The organism is Coprococcus sp. AM100_B19A, assembly GCF_027662015.1.
GTDB lineage: Bacteria > Bacillota > Clostridia > Lachnospirales > Lachnospiraceae > Allocoprococcus > Allocoprococcus comes.
On the sequence record NZ_JAQDKN010000003.1, the window covers coordinates 143,050 to 162,141 of the forward strand.

Below are 19,092 nucleotides of genomic sequence, written 5' to 3' on the forward strand. Positions count from 1 at the left end.
CAGATGTATTGTAAAAAAATGTTGGTGAAAATGTTAAAAGAAAATTAAATGATAAAAAATGATTGATAAATATTTGACAGAACGGGAAATGGGTAGTATATTAAAAAAAGAGGACAAAAAAGTCCCTTGCGAAAATCTTAAAAACGGAAAGTAAAACAGCTTATATTTAATAAGAAGTGATACTTACCATTAAGATGTAAAAGGAGGAAAAAGTGATGGCAAAGAAAATCGTGTTAGCAGGTGCGTGTCGTACAGCAATCGGAAGTATGGGTGGAGCTCTTTCTACAACTCCGGCACCGGAATTAGGATCTATCGTTATCAAAGAAGCTTTAAATAGAGCAGGTGTTGCTCCGGAACAGGTTGATCATGTATATATGGGTTGTGTAATCCAGGCAGGTCTTGGACAGAACGTTGCACGTCAGGCTTCTTTAAAAGCAGGTCTTCCGGTCGAGACACCGGCAGTTACGGTTAACGTTGTTTGCGGATCCGGACTTAACTGTGTGAACATGGCTGCACAGATGATCCAGGCAGGAGATGCTGATATCGTTGTAGCAGGCGGTATGGAAAATATGTCTATGGCTCCATATGCACTGAAAAACGCACGTTATGGATACAGAATGGGAAATGCACCGATGATCGATACAATGGTAAATGACGCACTTTGGGATGCATTCAATGACTATCACATGGGAATCACTGCTGAGAATGTAGCAGAACAGTGGGGACTCACAAGAGAACAGCTTGATGAATTTGCAGCAGCAAGCCAGCAGAAAGCCTGCGCAGCAATCGAAGCAGGAAAATTCAAAGATGAGATTGTTCCTGTAGAAGTGAAGAAGAAAAAAGAAACCATCGTAGTTGATACAGATGAAGGACCGCGTCCGGGAACAACAGCAGAAGGAATCGCAAGACTTCGTCCGGCATTCAAAAAAGATGGTATTGTAACAGCAGCAAATGCTTCCAGCATCAATGACGGAGCAGCAGCAATCGTTGTTATGAGTGAAGAAAAAGCAAAAGAGCTCGGCGTTACACCGATGGCAACATGGGTAGCAGGAGCACTCGGTGGAGTAGATCCATCTATCATGGGTGTCGGACCGGTTGCAGCTACGAATAAAGTAATGGCTAAGACAGGGCTTTCTGTAGATGATATGGATCTGATCGAAGCAAACGAAGCTTTCGCAGCACAGTCACTTGCAGTAGCACATGATCTGAAATTCGACATGGATAAAGTAAATGTAAACGGTGGAGCAATTGCTCTCGGACATCCAGTAGGAGCTTCAGGATGCCGTATCCTTGTTACACTTCTTCATGAGATGCAGAAACGTGATGCAAAGAAAGGTCTTGCAACACTTTGTATCGGTGGCGGAATGGGATGCGCTACAATCGTAGAACGTGATTAATAAACCAGATCAAAAGGAGATGTTGATGATGGAATTTATTACATATGAAGTAGAAGGACAGGTTGGAATTATTACCATTAACCGTCCAAAGGCACTGAACGCACTGAACAGTGCAGTTCTTGATGAACTTGATGCAACGATCGACGGTGTTGATCTTGATGCAGTCAGATGCCTGATCCTTACAGGAGCAGGAGAAAAATCTTTTGTAGCCGGTGCAGATATCGCTGAGATGAGTACTCTTACAAAAGAAGAGGGAGAAGCTTTTGGAAAGAAAGGAAATGATATTTTCCGTAAGATCGAAACACTTCCGATTCCGGTAATCGCAGCAGTTAATGGATTCGCTCTTGGTGGCGGATGTGAAATCTCCATGAGCTGTGATATCCGTATCTGTTCAGACAATGCAGTATTCGGACAGCCGGAGGTTGGCCTTGGAATTACACCTGGATTTGGTGGAACACAGAGACTTGCAAGACTTGTCGGACCTGGTATGGCAAAGCAGATGATCTACACTGCAAGAAATATCAAAGCTGACGAAGCTTACAGAATCGGTCTTGTAAATGCCGTATATCCGCAGGAAGAACTGATGCCGGCAGCAAAGAAGATGGCAGCAGGCATTGCAAAGAATGCACCGATCGCAGTAAGACACTGCAAACAGGCAATCAATGAAGGTCTTGAAAAGGGAATGGATGAGGCAATCGTAGTAGAAGAAAAACTCTTCGGCGGATGCTTTGAATCCTACGACCAGAAAGAAGGAATGGCAGCATTCCTTGAAAAGAGAAAAGTAGAAGCTTTCCTTAATAAATAAGTTCGTTTAATAAAGGGGAGAATTAACTCTCCCCTGGAAAATTAAATTTATAAAATGGAGGTAATTTCAATGAAAGTAGGAATTATTGGCGCAGGAACAATGGGACAGGGCATTGCAAAGGCATTTGCTCAGGTAGATGGATATGAAGTAGCACTCTGTGACATCAAACAGGAATGGGCAGAAGGCGGAAAAGCTAAAATCGCTAAAGGCTATGACAGACTTGTTCAGAAAGGAAAATTAACTCAGGAAGCAGTTGATGCAATTCTTGCAAAAATTACTCCGGGACTCAAAGAAGATCTCTGCGCAGATTGTGATCTGATCGTAGAAGCAGCATTTGAGAACATGGAAGTTAAGAAAACTACATTCAGTGAACTTGATAAGATCGCAAAACCTGAATGCATTTTTGCATCAAATACCTCCAGCCTTTCTATCACAGAAATCGGCAACGGACTTACCCGTCCAATGATCGGTATGCATTTCTTCAACCCGGCAGACCGTATGAAATTAGTAGAAGTGATCGCAGGCGTAAATACACCGGCTGAAACTGTAGATGCAATCAAGAAGATCGCAGAAGAAATCGGAAAGACACCTGTACAGGTTAATGAAGCAGCAGGTTTCGTAGTAAATCGTATCCTTGTTCCGATGATCAATGAAGCAGCTTTCATCAAGATGGAAGGTGTATCTGACATCGCAGGAATCGATGCAGCAATGAAGCTTGGTGCAAACCATCCAATGGGACCTCTGGAGCTTGGTGATTTCATCGGACTTGATATCTGCCTTGCTATCATGGATGTACTTTATGCAGAAACAGGCGACAGCAAATATCGTGCATGCCCGCTGCTTCGTAAGATGGTCCGTGGTGGAAACCTTGGAGTTAAGAGCGGAAAAGGATTCTATGTATACAATGCAGACCGCACAAAAACTCCGGTTGATGCACAGTAATGGATGTTCTAAATAAAGACATGGAGGAAGAATAAATGGATTTCGGATTAGATAAGAAACACGAAATGGCGAGAACTCTGTTTAAAGAATTCGCAGAAAACGAAGTAAAACCACTTGCACAGGAAGTGGACGAGACAGAAGTTTTCCCAAGAGCAACAGTTGAAAAAATGGCGAAATATGGATTTCTTGGTATTCCGGTACCGAAGGAATACGAGGGACAGGGATGTGATCCACTGACATACGTAATGTGTGTAGAAGAACTTGCAAAGGTTTGTGCCACAACATCTGTAATCGTATCTGCGCATACCTCTCTTTGTATAGACCCGATCCTGACATACGGAACACCGGAGCAGAAAGCAAAATACGTTCCGGATCTTGCATCAGGAAGAAAGCTTGGAGCTTTCGGCCTTACAGAACCTGGGGCAGGTACAGATGCACAGGGACAGCAGACTAAGGCTGTTCTTGACGGAGATGAATGGGTATTAAACGGATCAAAATGCTTTATCACAAACGGTAAAGAAGCAGATGTTTACATCATTATCGCCGTAACAGGTATTGTTGAAAAACGTGGCAGAAAGATGAAAGAGATTTCTGCATTCATCGTAGAGAAAGACACTCCGGGATTCACATTCGGAACCAAAGAGAAGAAGATGGGTATCCGTGGATCTTCAACATACGAGCTTATTTTTGAAGACTGCCGTATTCCAAAAGAAAATCTCCTTGGAGCACAGGGCAAGGGCTTTGGCATCGCCATGCATACTCTGGATGGCGGACGTATCGGTATTGCCGCTCAGGCACTTGGAATCGCTGAAGGTGCACTTGACAGAACAATCGCATATGTAAAAGAAAGAAAACAGTTCGGACGCACGATTGGCCAGTTCCAGAATACACAGTTCCAGCTTGCAGATATGGCTACAAAGGTAGAGGCTGCAAAGATGATGGTATACAAAGCTGCCATGGCAAAAGCTACAAAGAAAGTTTACTCTGTCGAAGCTGCACAGGCTAAGCTTTATGCAGCAGAAGTAGCGATGGAAGTTACCACAAAGGCTGTTCAGTTACATGGTGGATACGGATATATCAGAGAATACGATGTAGAACGTATGATGCGTGACGCAAAGATTACAGAAATCTACGAAGGAACTTCAGAAGTTCAGCGTATGGTTATTTCTGGAAACTTATTGAAATAGGAGGTACGAATCGTGAAGATAGTTGTTTGTATAAAACAGGTACCGGATACAAAAGGCGGAGTTCAGTTTAATCCGGACGGTACACTTAACAGAGCTGCAATGCTTGCAATTATGAACCCGGATGACAAAGCAGGTCTTGAGGCCGCACTTAGATTAAAAGACCAGTATGGAGCAGAAGTAACTGTACTTACAATGGGACTTCCAAAAGCAGCCGATGTGCTTCGTGAAGCACTTGCAATGGGAGCTGATAAGGCAATTCTTGTAACAGACAGAGTACTTGGAGGAGCTGATACATGGGCTACATCAAGCACCATCGCAGCAGCACTCCGTAAACTCGATTATGACCTGATCATCACAGGACGTCAGGCAATCGATGGTGATACAGCACAGGTTGGACCGCAGATTTCCGAACATCTGGACATCCCGGTAATCTCTTATGCACAGGATATCAAAGTAGAAGGCGACAGTGTGATCGTACAGCGTCAGTTCGAAGACAGATATCATGTACTGAAAGCAAAAATGCCTTGCCTTATCACTGCACTTTCAGAATTAAATGAACCACGTTATATGACACCAGGCGGAATCTTCGATGCTTGTGATGCTGAGATCACAACATGGGGAAGAGCAGATCTTACTACCCTGGATGATGCAAATATCGGTCTTGCAGGATCACCTACAAAGATTGCGAAAGCATCTGACAAAGTAAGAAAAGGGGCAGGAGAAAAAGTTACTCTTGATCCGGAAGAAGCAGTATCTTACCTGATGGGAAAATTAACAGAGAAACATATCATTTAATAAGAAGGAAAAGTGGTGAATATCATGAACTTAGAAGAATATAAGGGAGTATATGTCTTTGCTGAACAGGTAGACAACAAACTGAGCGGAATCGCATTTGAACTTCTTGGAAAAGCAAAAGACCTTGCAGCAGACTTAAATGCAGAAGTAGCAGCCGTTCTGATCGGTTCTGACGTAAAAGGACTTGCAGATGAGCTTGCAGCATACGGAGCAGATAAAGTAATCGTAGTAGATGATCCGGAACTGAAAGAATATAGAACAGAGCCATACGCACATGCACTGGCATCTGTTATCGAAAAATATAAACCGGAGATCATGTTAGTCGGCGCAACTGCAATCGGACGTGATCTTGGTCCTAGAGTATCCGCAAGAGTACAGACAGGTCTTACAGCAGACTGTACACAGCTTGAGATCGGTGATTTCCCGATCAACCCGGTAGCAGGAAAAGAGCAGAAGCACAATCAGCTTCTTATGACTCGTCCGGCATTTGGTGGAAACACGATCGCTACCATCGCCTGCCCGGATAATCGTCCGCAGATGGCAACCGTTCGTCCTGGTGTTATGCAGAAGATCGCTAAGATCGAAGGTGCAAAGGCAAATGTAGAAGAGTTTAATCCAGGATTTACACCGGATAATAAATACGTTGAAATCATGGAAGTTGTCAAATCAGTATCTGAGACAGTTGATATCATGGATGCCAAGATTCTTGTATCCGGTGGACGTGGAGTCGGAAGTGCAGAAAACTTTAAGATCCTGGAAGATCTTGCAGAAGCACTCGGCGGAGAAGTAAGCTGCTCACGTGCAGTTGTAGATAATGGCTGGAAACCAAAAGATCTTCAGGTAGGACAGACAGGAAAGACAGTTCGTCCTCAGGTATATTTTGCAATCGGTATTTCCGGAGCGATCCAGCATGTAGCAGGTATGGAAGAATCTGATCTGATCATTGCAATCAACAAAGATGAGACAGCTCCGATCTTTGATGTAGCTGACTATGGTATCGTTGGAGATCTGAATAAGATCGTACCAGAACTTACCAAACAGATCAAAGAAGCAGTTGCTGCTAAAAAATAAAGAATAGCTGGTAAAACAAAGATGGTGTCGCAAAGAAGCGGCACCATTTTTTTGTATACAAATCGAATAGAAGTTAGCCTGCTCTATTTTCGTGCGGAAAGCTTGTGCGTCTGGGGGATATTATGGTATACTTTATAAGATATAGACTTTGTAGTTATAGCTTAAGTAGGAGTGTGAATAAATGGCACAAAGAATTAAAAGCAGACGAAGGAAGGCTGTAGAAAAGCAGGCGGTTCATTATTTTGATTACAGTCTTCTGGCGATTATTATATTTCTGATGTGTTTTGGACTGGTAATGCTATACAGTATCAGTTCCTATGAAGCACGAACGGAATACGGAGATGGGATGTACTTCCTGAAAAGGCAGGGTCTCATCGGACTTGGAAGTATTGTTGCGATGATGTGGGTTTCTCGCCTGGATTATCATATGTTTTCCAAATATGCAGCAATGAGCTATTGGGGATCCATGCTTCTTCTTGCACTTGTTAAATTTACACCACTTGGTATTGAGGTAAATGGTGCACGAAGATGGTTCCGGCTTCCGGCTAACCAGTCATTCCAGCCGGCAGAGATTATGAAGATCGCTGTGATCATATTTATCCCATACCTGATCTGCAGAATGGGGAATAAAGTACACACCCTGAAAGGATCGTTGGGAGTTGTGGAGTGGGGAGGTTTGGCAGCACTGGGAGTTTATGTGCTGACTGATAATCTAAGCTCTGCGATCATTGTAATGGGAATTTCCTGCTGTATCCTTTTTGTCGTACATAAGAAGCAGAAGATTTTTCTGTGGATTGCAGGCGGCGGGTTGGCTGTTTTTGTGGCGGGATCATATATCCTCGGAAGACTTCTTGAGAACAGCACCAGCTTCCGACTCAGACGTATCATTGCCTGGCTGAACCCGGAAAAATATGCGTCAACGATTTCTTTCCAGACGGTACAGGGACTATATGCGATCGGATCAGGTGGCTTTTTCGGGAAAGGACTGGGAAATGGTGTGCAAAAGACGGTAATACCGGAAGTGCAGAACGACATGATCCTGTCAGCAATCTGTGAAGAGCTTGGGGTGTTTGGAGCGATCATTATCCTGGTTTTGTTCGGTCTTTTGATCTACAGACTGCTTTTTATTGCACAGAACGCACCTGATCTGTATGGAGCACTGATCATGACAGGGATTATGTCACATATCGCGATCCAGGTAATTCTCAATGTTATGGTAGTTACGAACATGATGCCGAATACCGGAATTACATTGCCTTTTATCAGTTATGGTGGTACATCCATCCTGTTCCTGATGATAGAGATGGGAATGGCACTTGGAATTTCCAGAAGAATTAAACTGGAAGGGTAAAAAAAGCTTTTTTTTCAAAGAAAAGTGTGATATGATGTTATAAGTGGTAATGAAAACCACGTATAATGGATGCAAATGACACGTTTCGGAGGTTTGGATTATGAGTTATAAAGTGATTGTGGACAGCTGTGGAGAATTGACAGCAGAGATGAAAGCTTCAGGTCGGTTTGAGACAGCATCACTGGGACTGGAGGTTGGAGATTGTCATATAATTGATGATGAATCTTTCAATCAGGCTGAATTTTTGAAGAACGTAGCTGAATGCCCGACATGTCCAAAGTCAAGTTGTCCGTCTCCGGAGACGTTTATGGAAGGATATCACTGTGATGCGGAGCATGTATATGCTGTTACGTTGTCTTCTGAACTGAGCGGTTCTTATAACAGTGCCGTACTGGGCAAGAATTTATATGAAGAAGAATATGGTGAGAAAGATATTTATGTGTTCAACTCAAAATCTGCATCAGTAGGACAGACGCTCATCGGGATGAAGATTGCGCAGTGTGAAGAGCGGGGCATGACATTTAAGGAAGTGGTAGCTGCTGTAGAAACATATATTGAAGAGCAGCACACATATTTTGTTCTTGAGACGCTTGAGACTCTTCGTAAGAATGGAAGACTTACAGGATTAAAAGCAATTGCGGCAACAGTACTGAATATTAAGCCGGTGATGGGGGCTACTCCGAAGGGAGAGATTTGTCAGTTGGGTCAGGCGCGCGGAATTAAAAAAGCACTTAAGAATATGGTGGATTGTGTGATCGCAGATCTGAAAGATCCGGAGAGCAAGGTACTTGCAATTTCGCATTGTAACTGCCCGCAGAGAGCACAGGATGTGAAGAAGATGCTGGAAGAACGTGTGAAATTAAAAGATATTATTATTCTGGATACCAGAGGTGTCAGCAGCATGTATGCGAATGATGGCGGAGTAATTATTGCAGTATAGCTTGTATCAATCGTAAAAGTGTGATAAAATATACTGGTTAGATGATTGCAAAGGAGACTTGCAGATATGAGTCAGAAAAAAGTAGATTATTATAAACAGGCAAAAGCGAATAGAAAGCGTGAAGAAAAAAAGAAAAACTTGCGAAAAGCTTTTGATTATACGATCCTTGGGCTGATTGCACTTGCAATCGTTGTCTGGATTGGATGGTCCGCTTATGATATGTATGAATCAAAGCAGCCAAGAGCAGTAGCAGAAGTTGATTATTCTGCTGTAAGTGATTATGTCCAGTCACTTAACACTGCTGAGTAGATGAAAAGAAGAAAGTGGAGAGATGGTTCCATTGTGGAACGGTTTCTCCACTTTTTTTATGCACTGTGTGGGGAATGGAGTATAAAACGCTCCACTTTTCACCACAAAATGAATGAAAAATGGGAAAAAATATGATTTATCGGACTTTTTTCAGAATGGATAAATTCGAAAAAGTGCTTGAAAAGGGCGGAAAAGTGGGGTACAATGGATACAAGTGGTAGAAAGTGGAGCGAAGTGGAGCAAAGTGGCATGGAAAGTGGCAGACCACTTTGAAAGAAGGTGATCCTATGTTGACTGGAGAATTTAATCATAGTATTGATTCAAAAGGCAGGCTGATTATTCCTTCCAAATTACGAGAGAGTCTGGGAGAACATTTCGTAATTACGAAAGGGATGGACGGCTGCTTATTTCTGTATCCGGACAACGAATGGAAAGCCTTTGAAGAGAAGCTTAGAACCTTACCGCTTACAAACAAAAAAGCCAGAGACTTTAAGCGTTTCTTTCTTGGAAGTGCTACGGAAGGAGAACTTGACAAACAAGGGAGAGTTTTGATATCTTCTTCTCTTCGCGCTTATGCAGATCTTGAAAAAGAGGTTGTTCTAGCAGGTGTGCTGGACAAGGTCGAGATCTGGAGTAAAGAGGCGTGGGAAGCGCGTACAGCTGATGTTGAGGAAAATATCGAGGACATTGCAAGTGACATGGAAGATTTGGGACTTAGCATCTAAATAGATCTTTTAATTAGGAGGACACCATGGCATTTAAGCATAAATCAGTATTACTGGATGAGACAATCGAAGGACTGAACATCAAGCCGGACGGTATTTATGTTGATGGCACACTTGGAGGAGGCGGACATGCATACGAAGTATGTCGGCGTTTAAACAACAAGGGGAGTTTTATAGGAATAGACCAGGATGCAGCGGCGATTGAAGCGGCAGGCACCCGATTAAGCGACTTCGGGGAGAGAGTTACAATAATCAGGAGCAATTATTGTGATATGAAGTCGAGGCTCCATGAAAAAGGGATTGACAAGGTCGATGGAATCGTACTCGATCTGGGCGTATCATCTTATCAGTTAGATACGGCAGATCGTGGTTTTTCCTATCGTGTAGATGCGCCTTTGGATATGAGGATGGACACACGCCAGACTTTATCTGCAAAGGAGATTGTCAATGGCTACAGTGAGATGGACCTTTTTCGGATTATTCGCGACTATGGTGAGGACAAATTTGCGAAGAATATAGCAAAACATATTGTTATGGCAAGAGAGAAAGGTCCTATTGAAACAACCGGGCAGCTGGCAGAGATTATCAGACAGTCTATACCGATGAAGTTTCAGAAGATGTCGGGGCATCCGGCAAAAAGAACCTTTCAGGCAATCCGGATTGAATGTAACCGGGAACTGGAGGTGCTCAGGGATTCACTTGACGATATGATTGATATTTTAAATCCGGGAGGAAGGATATGCATCATCACGTTCCATTCCCTGGAGGACAGAATTGTCAAAGGAATTTTTAAAAAGAATGAGAATCCATGCACGTGTCCGAGTACTTTTCCGGTATGTGTGTGTGGAAAAGTTTCCAAAGGAAAAGTCATTACGAAAAAACCGATTCTTCCAAGTGAAGAAGAGATGGAAGTGAACAGTCGTTCTAAGAGTGCGAAGCTGCGTATCTTTGAGCGCGTATAGAATTTGAAAGGGTGGTGCTGTATGGCAAAATACAGTCATAGAATACAGGCAGACAGACGTACAGTAACAAGCCGAGGAATGTACATATACGGAAATACAGTTCGCCAGGCAGAAGTCATGCCACAGCGACAAGAGAAACCAAGAAAAGAACATAAAAAGAAAAAACTGGACAGACAGATTTTGAAAAATCGAAGAAAAGCAATGCGGATGAATCCTGCATATGTGATGTTTCTTTCAATTGCGGCAGTGGCAGCACTTGTAGTCTGTGTATGGTATCTGCAGGTACGTGCAGAGCTTACAAGCCGGACAGAGCATATTACCGAGCTGCAGCAGGAACTGGCAGATGCAAAAGAAGAGAATACAACTAGATATAACGTAGTAATGGATTCTGTGAATCTGGAAGAAGTAAGAGACCGTGCAATTAATGATCTGGGTATGGGATATGCGACTTCGGATCAGATTATTGAATATCAGAACCCGGTTAATGATTATGTAAAACAGTACGAAAGTATTCCGAAAAGCGGAGTGCTTGGACAGACAACAGATAAATAGGTTTATGAACAAAGGTGAATAACATGTCAAAAAGAAGAAAAAGAAAGCCTTCCGTTCTGAGGCATAAATTCACGATTGGAATGCAGAAAAAGCTGGTAATGCTCTTTATAGCGATATTACTGGCTTTTGTTATTCTTGTCGGAAGAATTACCTATATCAATGCCTCGTCAGGAGAAGATTATACCAAGACAGTACTGGATCAGCAGCAGTATATGAGTCGGTCGATTCCGTTCAAGCGTGGAGATATTGTAGACACAAACGGCACAAAGCTTGCGACAAGTGAGCGTGTATACAATGTGATTCTGGATGCAAAGGTCTTACTTTCAGACGAGACAAAAAAAGCTGAAAACATAGCAGCTACGAAAAAAGCGCTGAAAAGTTATTTTCAGATCAAGGCATCGGCAGTGGATGCAATTATCGCGGACAGTCCGGACAGTCGGTACAATATTCTGAAAAAAGGAATTTCCTACGATGATGCGAAGGCATTTGAAGCGGCAGAGAAGAAAAATTCCAAGATCAAAGGAGTCTGGCTGGAAGAGGATTATGTCAGAAAATATCCATATAATACACTTGCCTGCGATGTCCTGGGATTCAGCGTATCAGGGAATGTGGGAGCAAGCGGACTGGAAGCATCCTATAATTCAACGTTGAATGGAACAGATGGACGCAGATATGGTTATCAGAATGAAGACTCGGCAATTGAAAACACGGTGAAAGAGCCGATAAATGGAAATACGATCGTAACAACGATTGATGCGAACCTGCAGTCTATCGTGGAAAAGCATCTGGAAGAGTTTAACCAGGCGCACACAGATGAAGCGCAGGAGGGGATGGGATTTAAAAACGGAGCTGTGATCATGATGAACCCGAATACCGGAGAAGTTCTGGCAATGGCTTCCTCACCTACCTATGATCTGAATAATCCGAGAGATCTATCCAAGTATTATACAGAGGAAGAAATAACCGGAATGAGCAGTGACGATAAGATCGATGCTCTGAATGAACTCTGGAGAAACTTCTGCGTGAGCGATACTTTTGAGCCGGGATCTACGATCAAACCATTTACGGTTGCAACAGGTCTGGAGATTGGTGCACTGAAAGGCGATGAGACCTATTACTGCGGTGGTTCCCTTCAGATCGATGAATGGGAGATTAAATGTATCTCTTATGATAATGGTGGACACGGGCAGCAGAATCTGACACAGGTTATGGAAAATTCATGTAACGTTGCCCTGATGCAGATTGGTCTGGCAATCGGACCGGAAGAATTCTGTAAGTACCAGAGTATTTTTGGATTCGGTCAGTATACGGGAATTGATCTTCCGGGTGAGGCGGTTGGTATTTTGCAGTCACCGGATGGAATGATCAAAACGGATCTTGCAACCAACTCTTTCGGACAGAATTTTAACGTAACTATGCTTCAACTTGCGACAGGATTTTGTTCTCTGATCAATGGTGGCGATTATTATGAACCGCATCTTGTAAAAGCCATTCAGGATGAGAACGGAAATGTGATCCAGACTATTGATCCGGTGTTGGAGAAGAAGACAATTTCTAAAGAAACTTCTGATAAACTGAAAAGTTATATGTACAGTGTTGTTCAGAACGGTAGTGGTAGATATGCACAGGTAGAAGGTTATGATATCGGTGGTAAGACCGGTACAGCGGAAAAATTGCCCCGTGGAGAGAATAAGAACGTGGTATCCTTTATCGGATATGCACCGCAGGAGAATCCGGAAATTATGATTTATGTAGTCATCGATGAACCGAATGCTCCAGATCAGTCAGCGACCAGCAACCTGATTTCACAGCTCGCTTCTGATATTATGGCAGAAGCATTTCCATATTTGAATATTACAAAGGCTCCGGCTGAGTAATTTGGGTATAACCCCGGAAGACAGATAATACAGTAATAGTAAGAATCTGTTTTTCGGGGTTTTTATGCGGAATAAGACTTATAATAAAAAGAAAATGCTGGTAGTATTTTTAAGCGCGCTTCTGATGATTTTTTTTCTGATCGCAAGACTGGTGTATCTGATGATATTTGATGCTGCGTATTATCAGCAGAAAGCAAAAACGTTGCACGAAAGGGAGAGGGAGATCAAGGCGGCAAGGGGAGAGATCATTGACAGAAATGGCAAAGTCCTTGCGACCAATAAAGCGGTGTGTACCATATCTGTTATCCATAGTCAGATAACAGATCCGGAGAGAGTGATCCAGGTTCTTGCCGATGAGCTGGGAATAGAGAAAGAAATGATTCGGAAAAGAGTCGAAAAAGTTTCTTCTAGAGAAAAAATAAAGACAAATGTGGAGAAAGAGACCGGGGACCGGATTCGTGCATATGAACTGGACGGTGTGAAGGTAGATGAGGATTTTAAACGGTACTATCCGTATGGCAATCTGGCTTCAAAGGTTCTTGGATTTACCGGTGGAGACAATCAGGGAATCATTGGACTGGAAGTAAAGTATGAAAATTATCTGAAAGGTGTGAACGGAATGATTCTGACAACAACTGATGCCAGAGGAATTGAGCTTGCGGATACGCTGGAAGACAGAGTAGAACCGGTTTCCGGAGACACTCTGCAGGTAAGCCTGGACTATAATATCCAGGAATATGCACAGCAGGCTGCGGAAAAAGTAATGGAAGAAAAACAGGCAGATGCAGTTGTGATTTTGATCCTGAATCCAAAAACAGGGGAAATCTATGCCTGCGTCAATGCTCCAGAGTTTGATCTGAATGCCCCGTTTACATTACCGGAGGGAACAGATGCCGCTTTGAATGATGAAGAAAAACAGGCAATGCTGAATCAGATGTGGCGGAACAGGAGTATCAATGATACTTATGAACCAGGATCGATCTTTAAGGTATTTACTGCTTCGGCGGCGTTGGAAGAGGGAGTGGTCAAAGAAGAAGATACTTTTTACTGTCCTGGATACAAGCTTGTGGAAGACCGCCGGATCCGGTGTGCGAGGACGACTGGACATGGATCCGAGACGTTTGTACAGGGGGTGCAGAATTCCTGTAATCCGGTTTTTATTGAAGTAGGGATGCGGCTTGGAACAGAGAATTTTTATAAATATTTTGAAAAATTCGGATTGATGGGGAAGACAGGTGTAGATCTTCCGGGAGAGGCTGCAACGATCATGCACAAGAAGGAAAATGTAGGGCAGGTAGAGCTGGCAACGATGTCGTTTGGACAGTCTTTTCAGGTGACACCGATGCAGATGGCAACAACAGTATGTTCTCTGGTGAATGAGGGAAAAAGGATCACTCCTCATTTTGGCATCGCCGTTTATGATGCGGAAAGTGGAGAGAAAGAAGAAACGATTTCTTATGGAAAAAGAAAACGGATTCTTTCTAAAGAAACGTCAGAAAAGATGAGAAAGATACTGGAAACGGTTGTGTCCGAGGGAGGAGGAAAAAAAGCACAGATCGAAGGATACCGGATCGGAGGAAAGACAGCGACCAGCCAGACGCTGCCAAGAAGTGCGAACCGTTATATAGGATCTTTTATCGGATTTGCACCTGCAGATGATCCGCAGGTAGCAGCAATGGCAATTATTTACAATCCACAGGGTATCTATTATGGCGGGACGATAGCAGCTCCGGTTGTGCGCGATATTTTCGACAATATTCTTCCCTATCTTGGAATCGAACGGGAAGAAAACCCGTGAAGCAGTTGAAAAAACAGGGCAGATACATTATACTAAAGCGTAGAATCTGTGCCTTTAAGGTAAGGGTTGATTTTGAAAACAAAAGAAAGACAGAGGTGTATTATGGATTTTACAATGGTCATACCGGTGCTGATCGCGTTTGTTCTCAGTGTGGCAGCAGGACCGGTGGTAATTCCTGTTTTAAGAAGACTCAAGATGGATCAGACAGAGAGAGAAGACGGGGTGAAGTCGCATCTTAAAAAAGCCGGAACGCCGACGATGGGAGGCGTGATGATCTTGTTTGCGATTGCGGTCACTTCGCTGATCTATGTAAGAGAGTATCCGAAGGTGATTCCGGTACTTTTTGTAACGATTGGATTCGGACTGGTCGGGTTTCTGGATGATTATCTGAAAGTTGTTCTTCACAGATCAGATGGACTGATGCCGATGCAGAAGATGGCACTCCAGATCGTGATTACAGCGATTTTTGCATTTTACATCGTGAAAGTGGCAAAGATACCGCTTACCATGCTGATACCGTTTTCAGGTGGGAAATATCTGAACATCGGCTGGTTTGCCATTCCGGTACTTTTTATTGCAGTGATCGGTACCGTCAATGGTGTGAATTTTACAGATGGACTGGACGGGCTTGCATCCAGTGTAACAGTTCTTGTGGCAACCTTCTTTACAGTTGTTGCGATCGGAACAAAGAGTGGGATCGAACCGATTACCTGTGCAGTGGTAGGTGCGCTGCTGGGATTCTTATTATTCAACGTTTATCCGGCAAGCGTATTTATGGGCGACACCGGATCACTGGCTCTTGGGGGATTTGTTGCTTCGACAGCATACATGCTCCAGATGCCATTATTCATTATCATCGTAGGATTGATCTATCTGGTAGAAGTTTTATCAGTTATGATCCAGGTAACATATTTTAAGAAAACAGGCGGAAAGCGTTTCTTTAAAATGGCGCCGATCCACCATCATTTTGAGCTGTGTGGATGGAGCGAGACACGGGTGGTTGCAGTTTTTTCAATTGTAACTGCAATTCTGTGCCTGGTTGCACTGCTGGCATTATAGGAGGCTTACAAAAATGGATTTACAAGGAAAGAAAGTGTTGGTATTCGGTGCGGGGATCAGTGGGATCGGATCCTGCGGATTGCTGGAAAAAGAAGGGGCAGAGGTAATTCTGTATGATGGAAATGATAAAAAAGATGCCGAGGCAATGAAAGCACAGCTTGGTGAGGGAAGCAAAGTCCGCGTTGTTCTCGGAGCTTTTCCGGAAGAGGAGATGGAAAGTCTTGATCTGGTTGTAATGAGTCCGGGGGTGCCGACTGATCTGCCGGTTGTTCTGACTATGAAAGAAAAAGGAATTCCTGTCTGGGGCGAGATTGAGCTTGCCTATGTATGTGGAAAAGGAGATGTGCTTGGAATTACCGGAACCAATGGGAAAACGACAACAACCTCTCTTTTAGGCGAGATTATGAAAAATGCCCGTGACAGCGTTTTTGTTGTGGGAAATATCGGTACACCATATACGAATGCCGCAGCAGATACCAGAGAAGATTCTGTGATCGTGGCAGAGCTTTCAAGCTTCCAGCTGGAGAGTATTCATACCTTCCATCCAAAGGTAAGCGCAGTTCTTAATATCACACCGGATCATCTGAACCGCCATCATACGATGGAAGCATATATTCGTGCAAAGATGAATATTGCGAAGAATCAGACACCAGAAGATATCTGTGTTCTCAATTATGAAGATGAAGAGACAAGAAAGATGGCAGATGAATTTCAGGCAAGTGTTCTATTTTTCAGCAGTAAGCATAAACTGGAACAGGGCATTTATCTTGACGGAGAAGACATTGTATACAAACCGGAAAAGGAGAAAGAAGGAACGGTCATCTGCAAGACCGGCGAATTACAGATCCTTGGCGTCCACAATTATGAGAATGTTATGGCAGCGGTTGCAATGGCAGCGGCTTACGGTGTAGATCTGGATGTGATCCGTAAGTCTGTACTTGCATTTAAGGGGGTTGAGCATCGTATTGAATATGTGGCAGAGAAGAACGGGGTTGTCTATTACAATGACTCTAAAGGAACGAATCCGGATGCGGCGATCAAGGGAATCCAGGCAATGAACCGCCCGACGATCCTGATTGGTGGTGGATATGATAAACAGTCCGATTTCCATGAATGGATCCAGAGCTTTGATGGAAAAGTCCGCTATCTGGTACTGATCGGTGCTACAAAAGAGCAGATTCAGAAAGAAGCAGCAGAGTGCGGATTTCATGACTGTATTTTAAAAGATACTTTCGAAGAAGCACTCGATACCTGTGTGGAGCTTGCAAGACCCGGAGATGCAGTTCTGCTGTCACCGGCATGTGCAAGCTGGGGAATGTTCCCGAACTATGAAGTGCGTGGGGAAGAATTCAAAAAATACGTGAATGCATTATAAAAGAAATAAAATAATTTCATATAATCTGTATCAAAGGGCGTGAAACAAAGTGGAGGAAAAAGGGAAAAAGGGGCGTATGGATTACACGCTTCTGTTGATTGTTGTTCTCCTGGTTGTGATTGGACTGGTGATCTTATACAGTACCAGTGCATATAACGGGCAGGTGAAATTTCATGATTCCTTTTACTATCTGAAAAAGCAGGCGTTTGCGACGGTGCTTGGAATTGTACTGATGCTGTTCGTGGCAGGGATGGATTACCACATCTGGCAGAGACTGGCAGTATTTGGTTATCTGGCAGCAGTTGCACTTTCGGTTGCGGTCATGTTGTTTGGCAGAGAAATTAACGGGTCCAAAAGATGGTTAGCTTTGGGCCCGTTTTCTTTTCAGCCATCAGAATTTGCGAAAGTTGCACTGATTCTTTTTCTGGCGGATCTTGTGACGAAGAACGTAAAAAAAATCGGAAAAATGTGGACACTTTGCAGGATTATGTTCTGGATCCTTCCAATCGTGGGACTTGTGGGAGCGAGTAATTTAAGCACGGCGATCATTATTCTGGGAATCGGTGTGATCCTGATCTTTGTTGCAAGCCCGAAGTATGCGCAATTTGCCTTGATGGGAATCGCAGGCGCCTGCTTTATGGGGATTTTTCTTGCCCTTGAAAGCTATCGGCTGGAACGGCTTGCTATCTGGAGAAATCCGGAAAAATATGAAAAGGGTTATCAGACCCTGCAGGGGCTTTACGCGATTGGATCCGGAGGAGTATTCGGAGTCGGGATCGGAAACAGTGTACAGAAGCTGGGATTTGTACCTGAGGCACAGAATGATATGATCTTTTCAATTATTTGTGAAGAGCTTGGACTCGCGGGTGCTGGGATTATCGTTTTTCTGTTTCTGCTTCTGATCTGGCGCTTTTTCCTGATCGCATCCGGAAGCAGGGATCTTTTTGGTGCGCTGATCGCGACCGGAGCGATGGCACATATGATGATTCAGGTTATTTTAAATATTGCAGTTGTGACGAACACAATTCCGAATACGGGGATTACACTTCCTTTTATCAGTTATGGAGGAACATCGGTGATGTTTCTTTTAATTGAAATGGGACTTGTGCTAAGTGTGTCACAAGTGGTAGACTAAACAGGAGATATACAAATGACGGAAGGAGGAAGATGCCTGATGGGATGATACAGAAAGAAAGGAAAAAGAGAATCATAAAGCAGACTGCCATGAAAGCCATTCTGGTCATTATTTTGGTTTGCATAGCTATGATTACGTTTCTTTTACTCTTTCAAGTGCGGAAAATCGAAGTATCAGGAAATCAGTATCTTAGCAGACAGGAGATTGCAGACTGGGTGCAGGATGATAATTGGTCTTCCAATTCTCTGTATGTGATGATCAGGAACCACCTGATGAATCACGAGCTGCTTCCGGCAATGGAAGAGGCAAATGTGACGATGAAGAATCCGTGGACTGTGAAGGTGACGATCAAAGAGAAGCGTGTGGCCGGTTATATCGTGTCAGGTGATGAATGTATTTATTTTGACAAGGATGGTATCGTACTTGCAAAGACAAAGGAGCTGTGGGATGGAATCCCGTGCATTGAAGGGCTGGAAGTAAAGAAAGTACAGCTTTACAAAGAACTTCCGGTCAGCAAGGCGAACAAAAAAGCATTTGGGAACCTTCTGGATATGACGATGACACTGAAAAAATGTGATCTCGCGCCGGATAAGATTGTTTGTTCCGGTTCAGATCTGTATCTTTTTTTTGGAAACAAATGTGTCAATGTCGGGCACACGAATCTGGAAGAACGGATCATGCAGATATCGCCGATCCTTGAGAAGCTGGGAGATCAGGGAGGAACCCTGTATCTGGAAAATTTTAACACAGATAATATTACAATTACCTTCGAAAAAGATGTGATTCCGGACCTTGGAACATAATCTGTGTCA

18 protein-coding genes are annotated in these 19,092 nt (G+C 43.4%); all 18 read left to right on the forward strand.

The window, feature by feature from the left end; translation table 11 throughout:
- Window positions 1–215 precede the first annotated feature (215 nt).
- A complete protein-coding gene (locus tag PGQ33_RS04320) occupies window positions 216–1,397 on the forward strand; it encodes an acetyl-CoA C-acetyltransferase (RefSeq protein ID WP_022220768.1) in 1,182 nt (393 codons plus the stop codon).
- Window positions 1,398–1,425: 28 nt separating this feature from the next.
- Window positions 1,426–2,202, forward strand: coding sequence for an enoyl-CoA hydratase-related protein (locus tag PGQ33_RS04325; protein WP_022220767.1), 777 nt, complete (start codon window positions 1,426–1,428; stop codon window positions 2,200–2,202).
- 69 nt (window positions 2,203–2,271) lie between these two features.
- On the forward strand, window positions 2,272–3,144 hold the full coding sequence (locus tag PGQ33_RS04330; protein ID WP_022220766.1) for a 3-hydroxyacyl-CoA dehydrogenase family protein: 873 nt from the start codon (window positions 2,272–2,274) through the stop codon (window positions 3,142–3,144).
- A 35-nt stretch (window positions 3,145–3,179) separates the two neighbouring features.
- Complete coding sequence (locus PGQ33_RS04335) at window positions 3,180–4,331, forward strand: acyl-CoA dehydrogenase (protein WP_055296816.1); 1,152 nt, start codon at window positions 3,180–3,182, stop codon at window positions 4,329–4,331.
- A 12-nt stretch (window positions 4,332–4,343) separates the two neighbouring features.
- Window positions 4,344–5,126, forward strand: coding sequence for an electron transfer flavoprotein subunit beta/FixA family protein (locus PGQ33_RS04340; protein ID WP_055246468.1), 783 nt, complete (start codon window positions 4,344–4,346; stop codon window positions 5,124–5,126).
- Between the two features lie 24 nt (window positions 5,127–5,150).
- Window positions 5,151–6,197, forward strand: a complete 1,047-nt coding sequence (locus tag PGQ33_RS04345; protein WP_008371912.1) for an electron transfer flavoprotein subunit alpha/FixB family protein — start codon at window positions 5,151–5,153, stop codon at window positions 6,195–6,197.
- 181 nt (window positions 6,198–6,378) lie between these two features.
- The gene (locus PGQ33_RS04350) at window positions 6,379–7,548 is read left to right on the forward strand and encodes an FtsW/RodA/SpoVE family cell cycle protein (protein WP_270205338.1); all 1,170 of its coding nucleotides are present in this window, start codon (window positions 6,379–6,381) and stop codon (window positions 7,546–7,548) included.
- 100 nt (window positions 7,549–7,648) lie between these two features.
- On the forward strand, window positions 7,649–8,488 hold the full coding sequence (locus tag PGQ33_RS04355) for a DegV family protein (RefSeq protein ID WP_270205339.1): 840 nt from the start codon (window positions 7,649–7,651) through the stop codon (window positions 8,486–8,488).
- A 66-nt stretch (window positions 8,489–8,554) separates the two neighbouring features.
- Entirely contained in the window at window positions 8,555–8,797 is a 243-nt protein-coding gene (locus tag PGQ33_RS04360; protein WP_008371907.1) for a hypothetical protein, read from the forward strand.
- Between the two features lie 287 nt (window positions 8,798–9,084).
- A complete protein-coding gene (mraZ, locus tag PGQ33_RS04365) occupies window positions 9,085–9,522 on the forward strand; it encodes a division/cell wall cluster transcriptional repressor MraZ (RefSeq protein WP_022220764.1) in 438 nt (145 codons plus the stop codon).
- Window positions 9,523–9,548: 26 nt separating this feature from the next.
- Window positions 9,549–10,484, forward strand: a complete 936-nt coding sequence (gene rsmH / locus PGQ33_RS04370) for a 16S rRNA (cytosine(1402)-N(4))-methyltransferase RsmH (RefSeq protein WP_008371903.1) — start codon at window positions 9,549–9,551, stop codon at window positions 10,482–10,484.
- Window positions 10,485–10,505: 21 nt separating this feature from the next.
- Window positions 10,506–11,036, forward strand: coding sequence for a hypothetical protein (locus PGQ33_RS04375; RefSeq protein ID WP_270205340.1), 531 nt, complete (start codon window positions 10,506–10,508; stop codon window positions 11,034–11,036).
- 23 nt (window positions 11,037–11,059) lie between these two features.
- Complete coding sequence (locus PGQ33_RS04380) at window positions 11,060–12,913, forward strand: peptidoglycan D,D-transpeptidase FtsI family protein (protein ID WP_270205341.1); 1,854 nt, start codon at window positions 11,060–11,062, stop codon at window positions 12,911–12,913.
- Between the two features lie 64 nt (window positions 12,914–12,977).
- Window positions 12,978–14,711: a peptidoglycan D,D-transpeptidase FtsI family protein gene (locus tag PGQ33_RS04385; RefSeq protein WP_270205342.1), complete on the forward strand. Its 1,734-nt coding sequence runs from the start codon at window positions 12,978–12,980 to the stop codon at window positions 14,709–14,711.
- Window positions 14,712–14,813: 102 nt separating this feature from the next.
- The gene (gene mraY / locus PGQ33_RS04390) at window positions 14,814–15,770 is read left to right on the forward strand and encodes a phospho-N-acetylmuramoyl-pentapeptide-transferase (RefSeq protein ID WP_055157373.1); all 957 of its coding nucleotides are present in this window, start codon (window positions 14,814–14,816) and stop codon (window positions 15,768–15,770) included.
- A 13-nt stretch (window positions 15,771–15,783) separates the two neighbouring features.
- Window positions 15,784–17,145, forward strand: coding sequence for a UDP-N-acetylmuramoyl-L-alanine--D-glutamate ligase (gene murD / locus PGQ33_RS04395; RefSeq protein WP_270205343.1), 1,362 nt, complete (start codon window positions 15,784–15,786; stop codon window positions 17,143–17,145).
- 76 nt (window positions 17,146–17,221) lie between these two features.
- Complete coding sequence (locus PGQ33_RS04400; RefSeq protein WP_207729718.1) at window positions 17,222–18,280, forward strand: FtsW/RodA/SpoVE family cell cycle protein; 1,059 nt, start codon at window positions 17,222–17,224, stop codon at window positions 18,278–18,280.
- 44 nt (window positions 18,281–18,324) lie between these two features.
- Window positions 18,325–19,083, forward strand: coding sequence for a cell division protein FtsQ/DivIB (locus PGQ33_RS04405; RefSeq protein ID WP_182450896.1), 759 nt, complete (start codon window positions 18,325–18,327; stop codon window positions 19,081–19,083).
- Window positions 19,084–19,092 lie beyond the last annotated feature (9 nt).

Excerpts from the sequence above, each read along its gene's own strand:
- PGQ33_RS04360 (WP_008371907.1), top strand. The coding sequence starts at position 8,555 with ATGAGTCAGAAAAAAGTAGATTATTATAAACAGGCAAAAGCGAATAGA.
- murD (WP_270205343.1), top strand. The coding sequence starts at position 15,784 with ATGGATTTACAAGGAAAGAAAGTGTTGGTATTCGGTGCGGGGATCAGT.
- PGQ33_RS04380 (WP_270205341.1), top strand. The coding sequence starts at position 11,060 with ATGTCAAAAAGAAGAAAAAGAAAGCCTTCCGTTCTGAGGCATAAATTC.
- PGQ33_RS04335 (WP_055296816.1), top strand. The coding sequence starts at position 3,180 with ATGGATTTCGGATTAGATAAGAAACACGAAATGGCGAGAACTCTGTTT.
- PGQ33_RS04405 (WP_182450896.1), top strand. The coding sequence starts at position 18,325 with ATGATACAGAAAGAAAGGAAAAAGAGAATCATAAAGCAGACTGCCATG.
- PGQ33_RS04345 (WP_008371912.1), top strand. The coding sequence starts at position 5,151 with ATGAACTTAGAAGAATATAAGGGAGTATATGTCTTTGCTGAACAGGTA.
- PGQ33_RS04320 (WP_022220768.1), top strand. The coding sequence starts at position 216 with ATGGCAAAGAAAATCGTGTTAGCAGGTGCGTGTCGTACAGCAATCGGA.
- PGQ33_RS04355 (WP_270205339.1), top strand. The coding sequence starts at position 7,649 with ATGAGTTATAAAGTGATTGTGGACAGCTGTGGAGAATTGACAGCAGAG.
- PGQ33_RS04385 (WP_270205342.1), top strand. The coding sequence starts at position 12,978 with ATGCGGAATAAGACTTATAATAAAAAGAAAATGCTGGTAGTATTTTTA.
- rsmH (WP_008371903.1), top strand. The coding sequence starts at position 9,549 with ATGGCATTTAAGCATAAATCAGTATTACTGGATGAGACAATCGAAGGA.
- PGQ33_RS04325 (WP_022220767.1), top strand. The coding sequence starts at position 1,426 with ATGGAATTTATTACATATGAAGTAGAAGGACAGGTTGGAATTATTACC.
- mraY (WP_055157373.1), top strand. The coding sequence starts at position 14,814 with ATGGATTTTACAATGGTCATACCGGTGCTGATCGCGTTTGTTCTCAGT.
- PGQ33_RS04375 (WP_270205340.1), top strand. The coding sequence starts at position 10,506 with ATGGCAAAATACAGTCATAGAATACAGGCAGACAGACGTACAGTAACA.
- PGQ33_RS04350 (WP_270205338.1), top strand. The coding sequence starts at position 6,379 with ATGGCACAAAGAATTAAAAGCAGACGAAGGAAGGCTGTAGAAAAGCAG.
- mraZ (WP_022220764.1), top strand. The coding sequence starts at position 9,085 with ATGTTGACTGGAGAATTTAATCATAGTATTGATTCAAAAGGCAGGCTG.
- PGQ33_RS04400 (WP_207729718.1), top strand. The coding sequence starts at position 17,222 with ATGGATTACACGCTTCTGTTGATTGTTGTTCTCCTGGTTGTGATTGGA.
- PGQ33_RS04330 (WP_022220766.1), top strand. The coding sequence starts at position 2,272 with ATGAAAGTAGGAATTATTGGCGCAGGAACAATGGGACAGGGCATTGCA.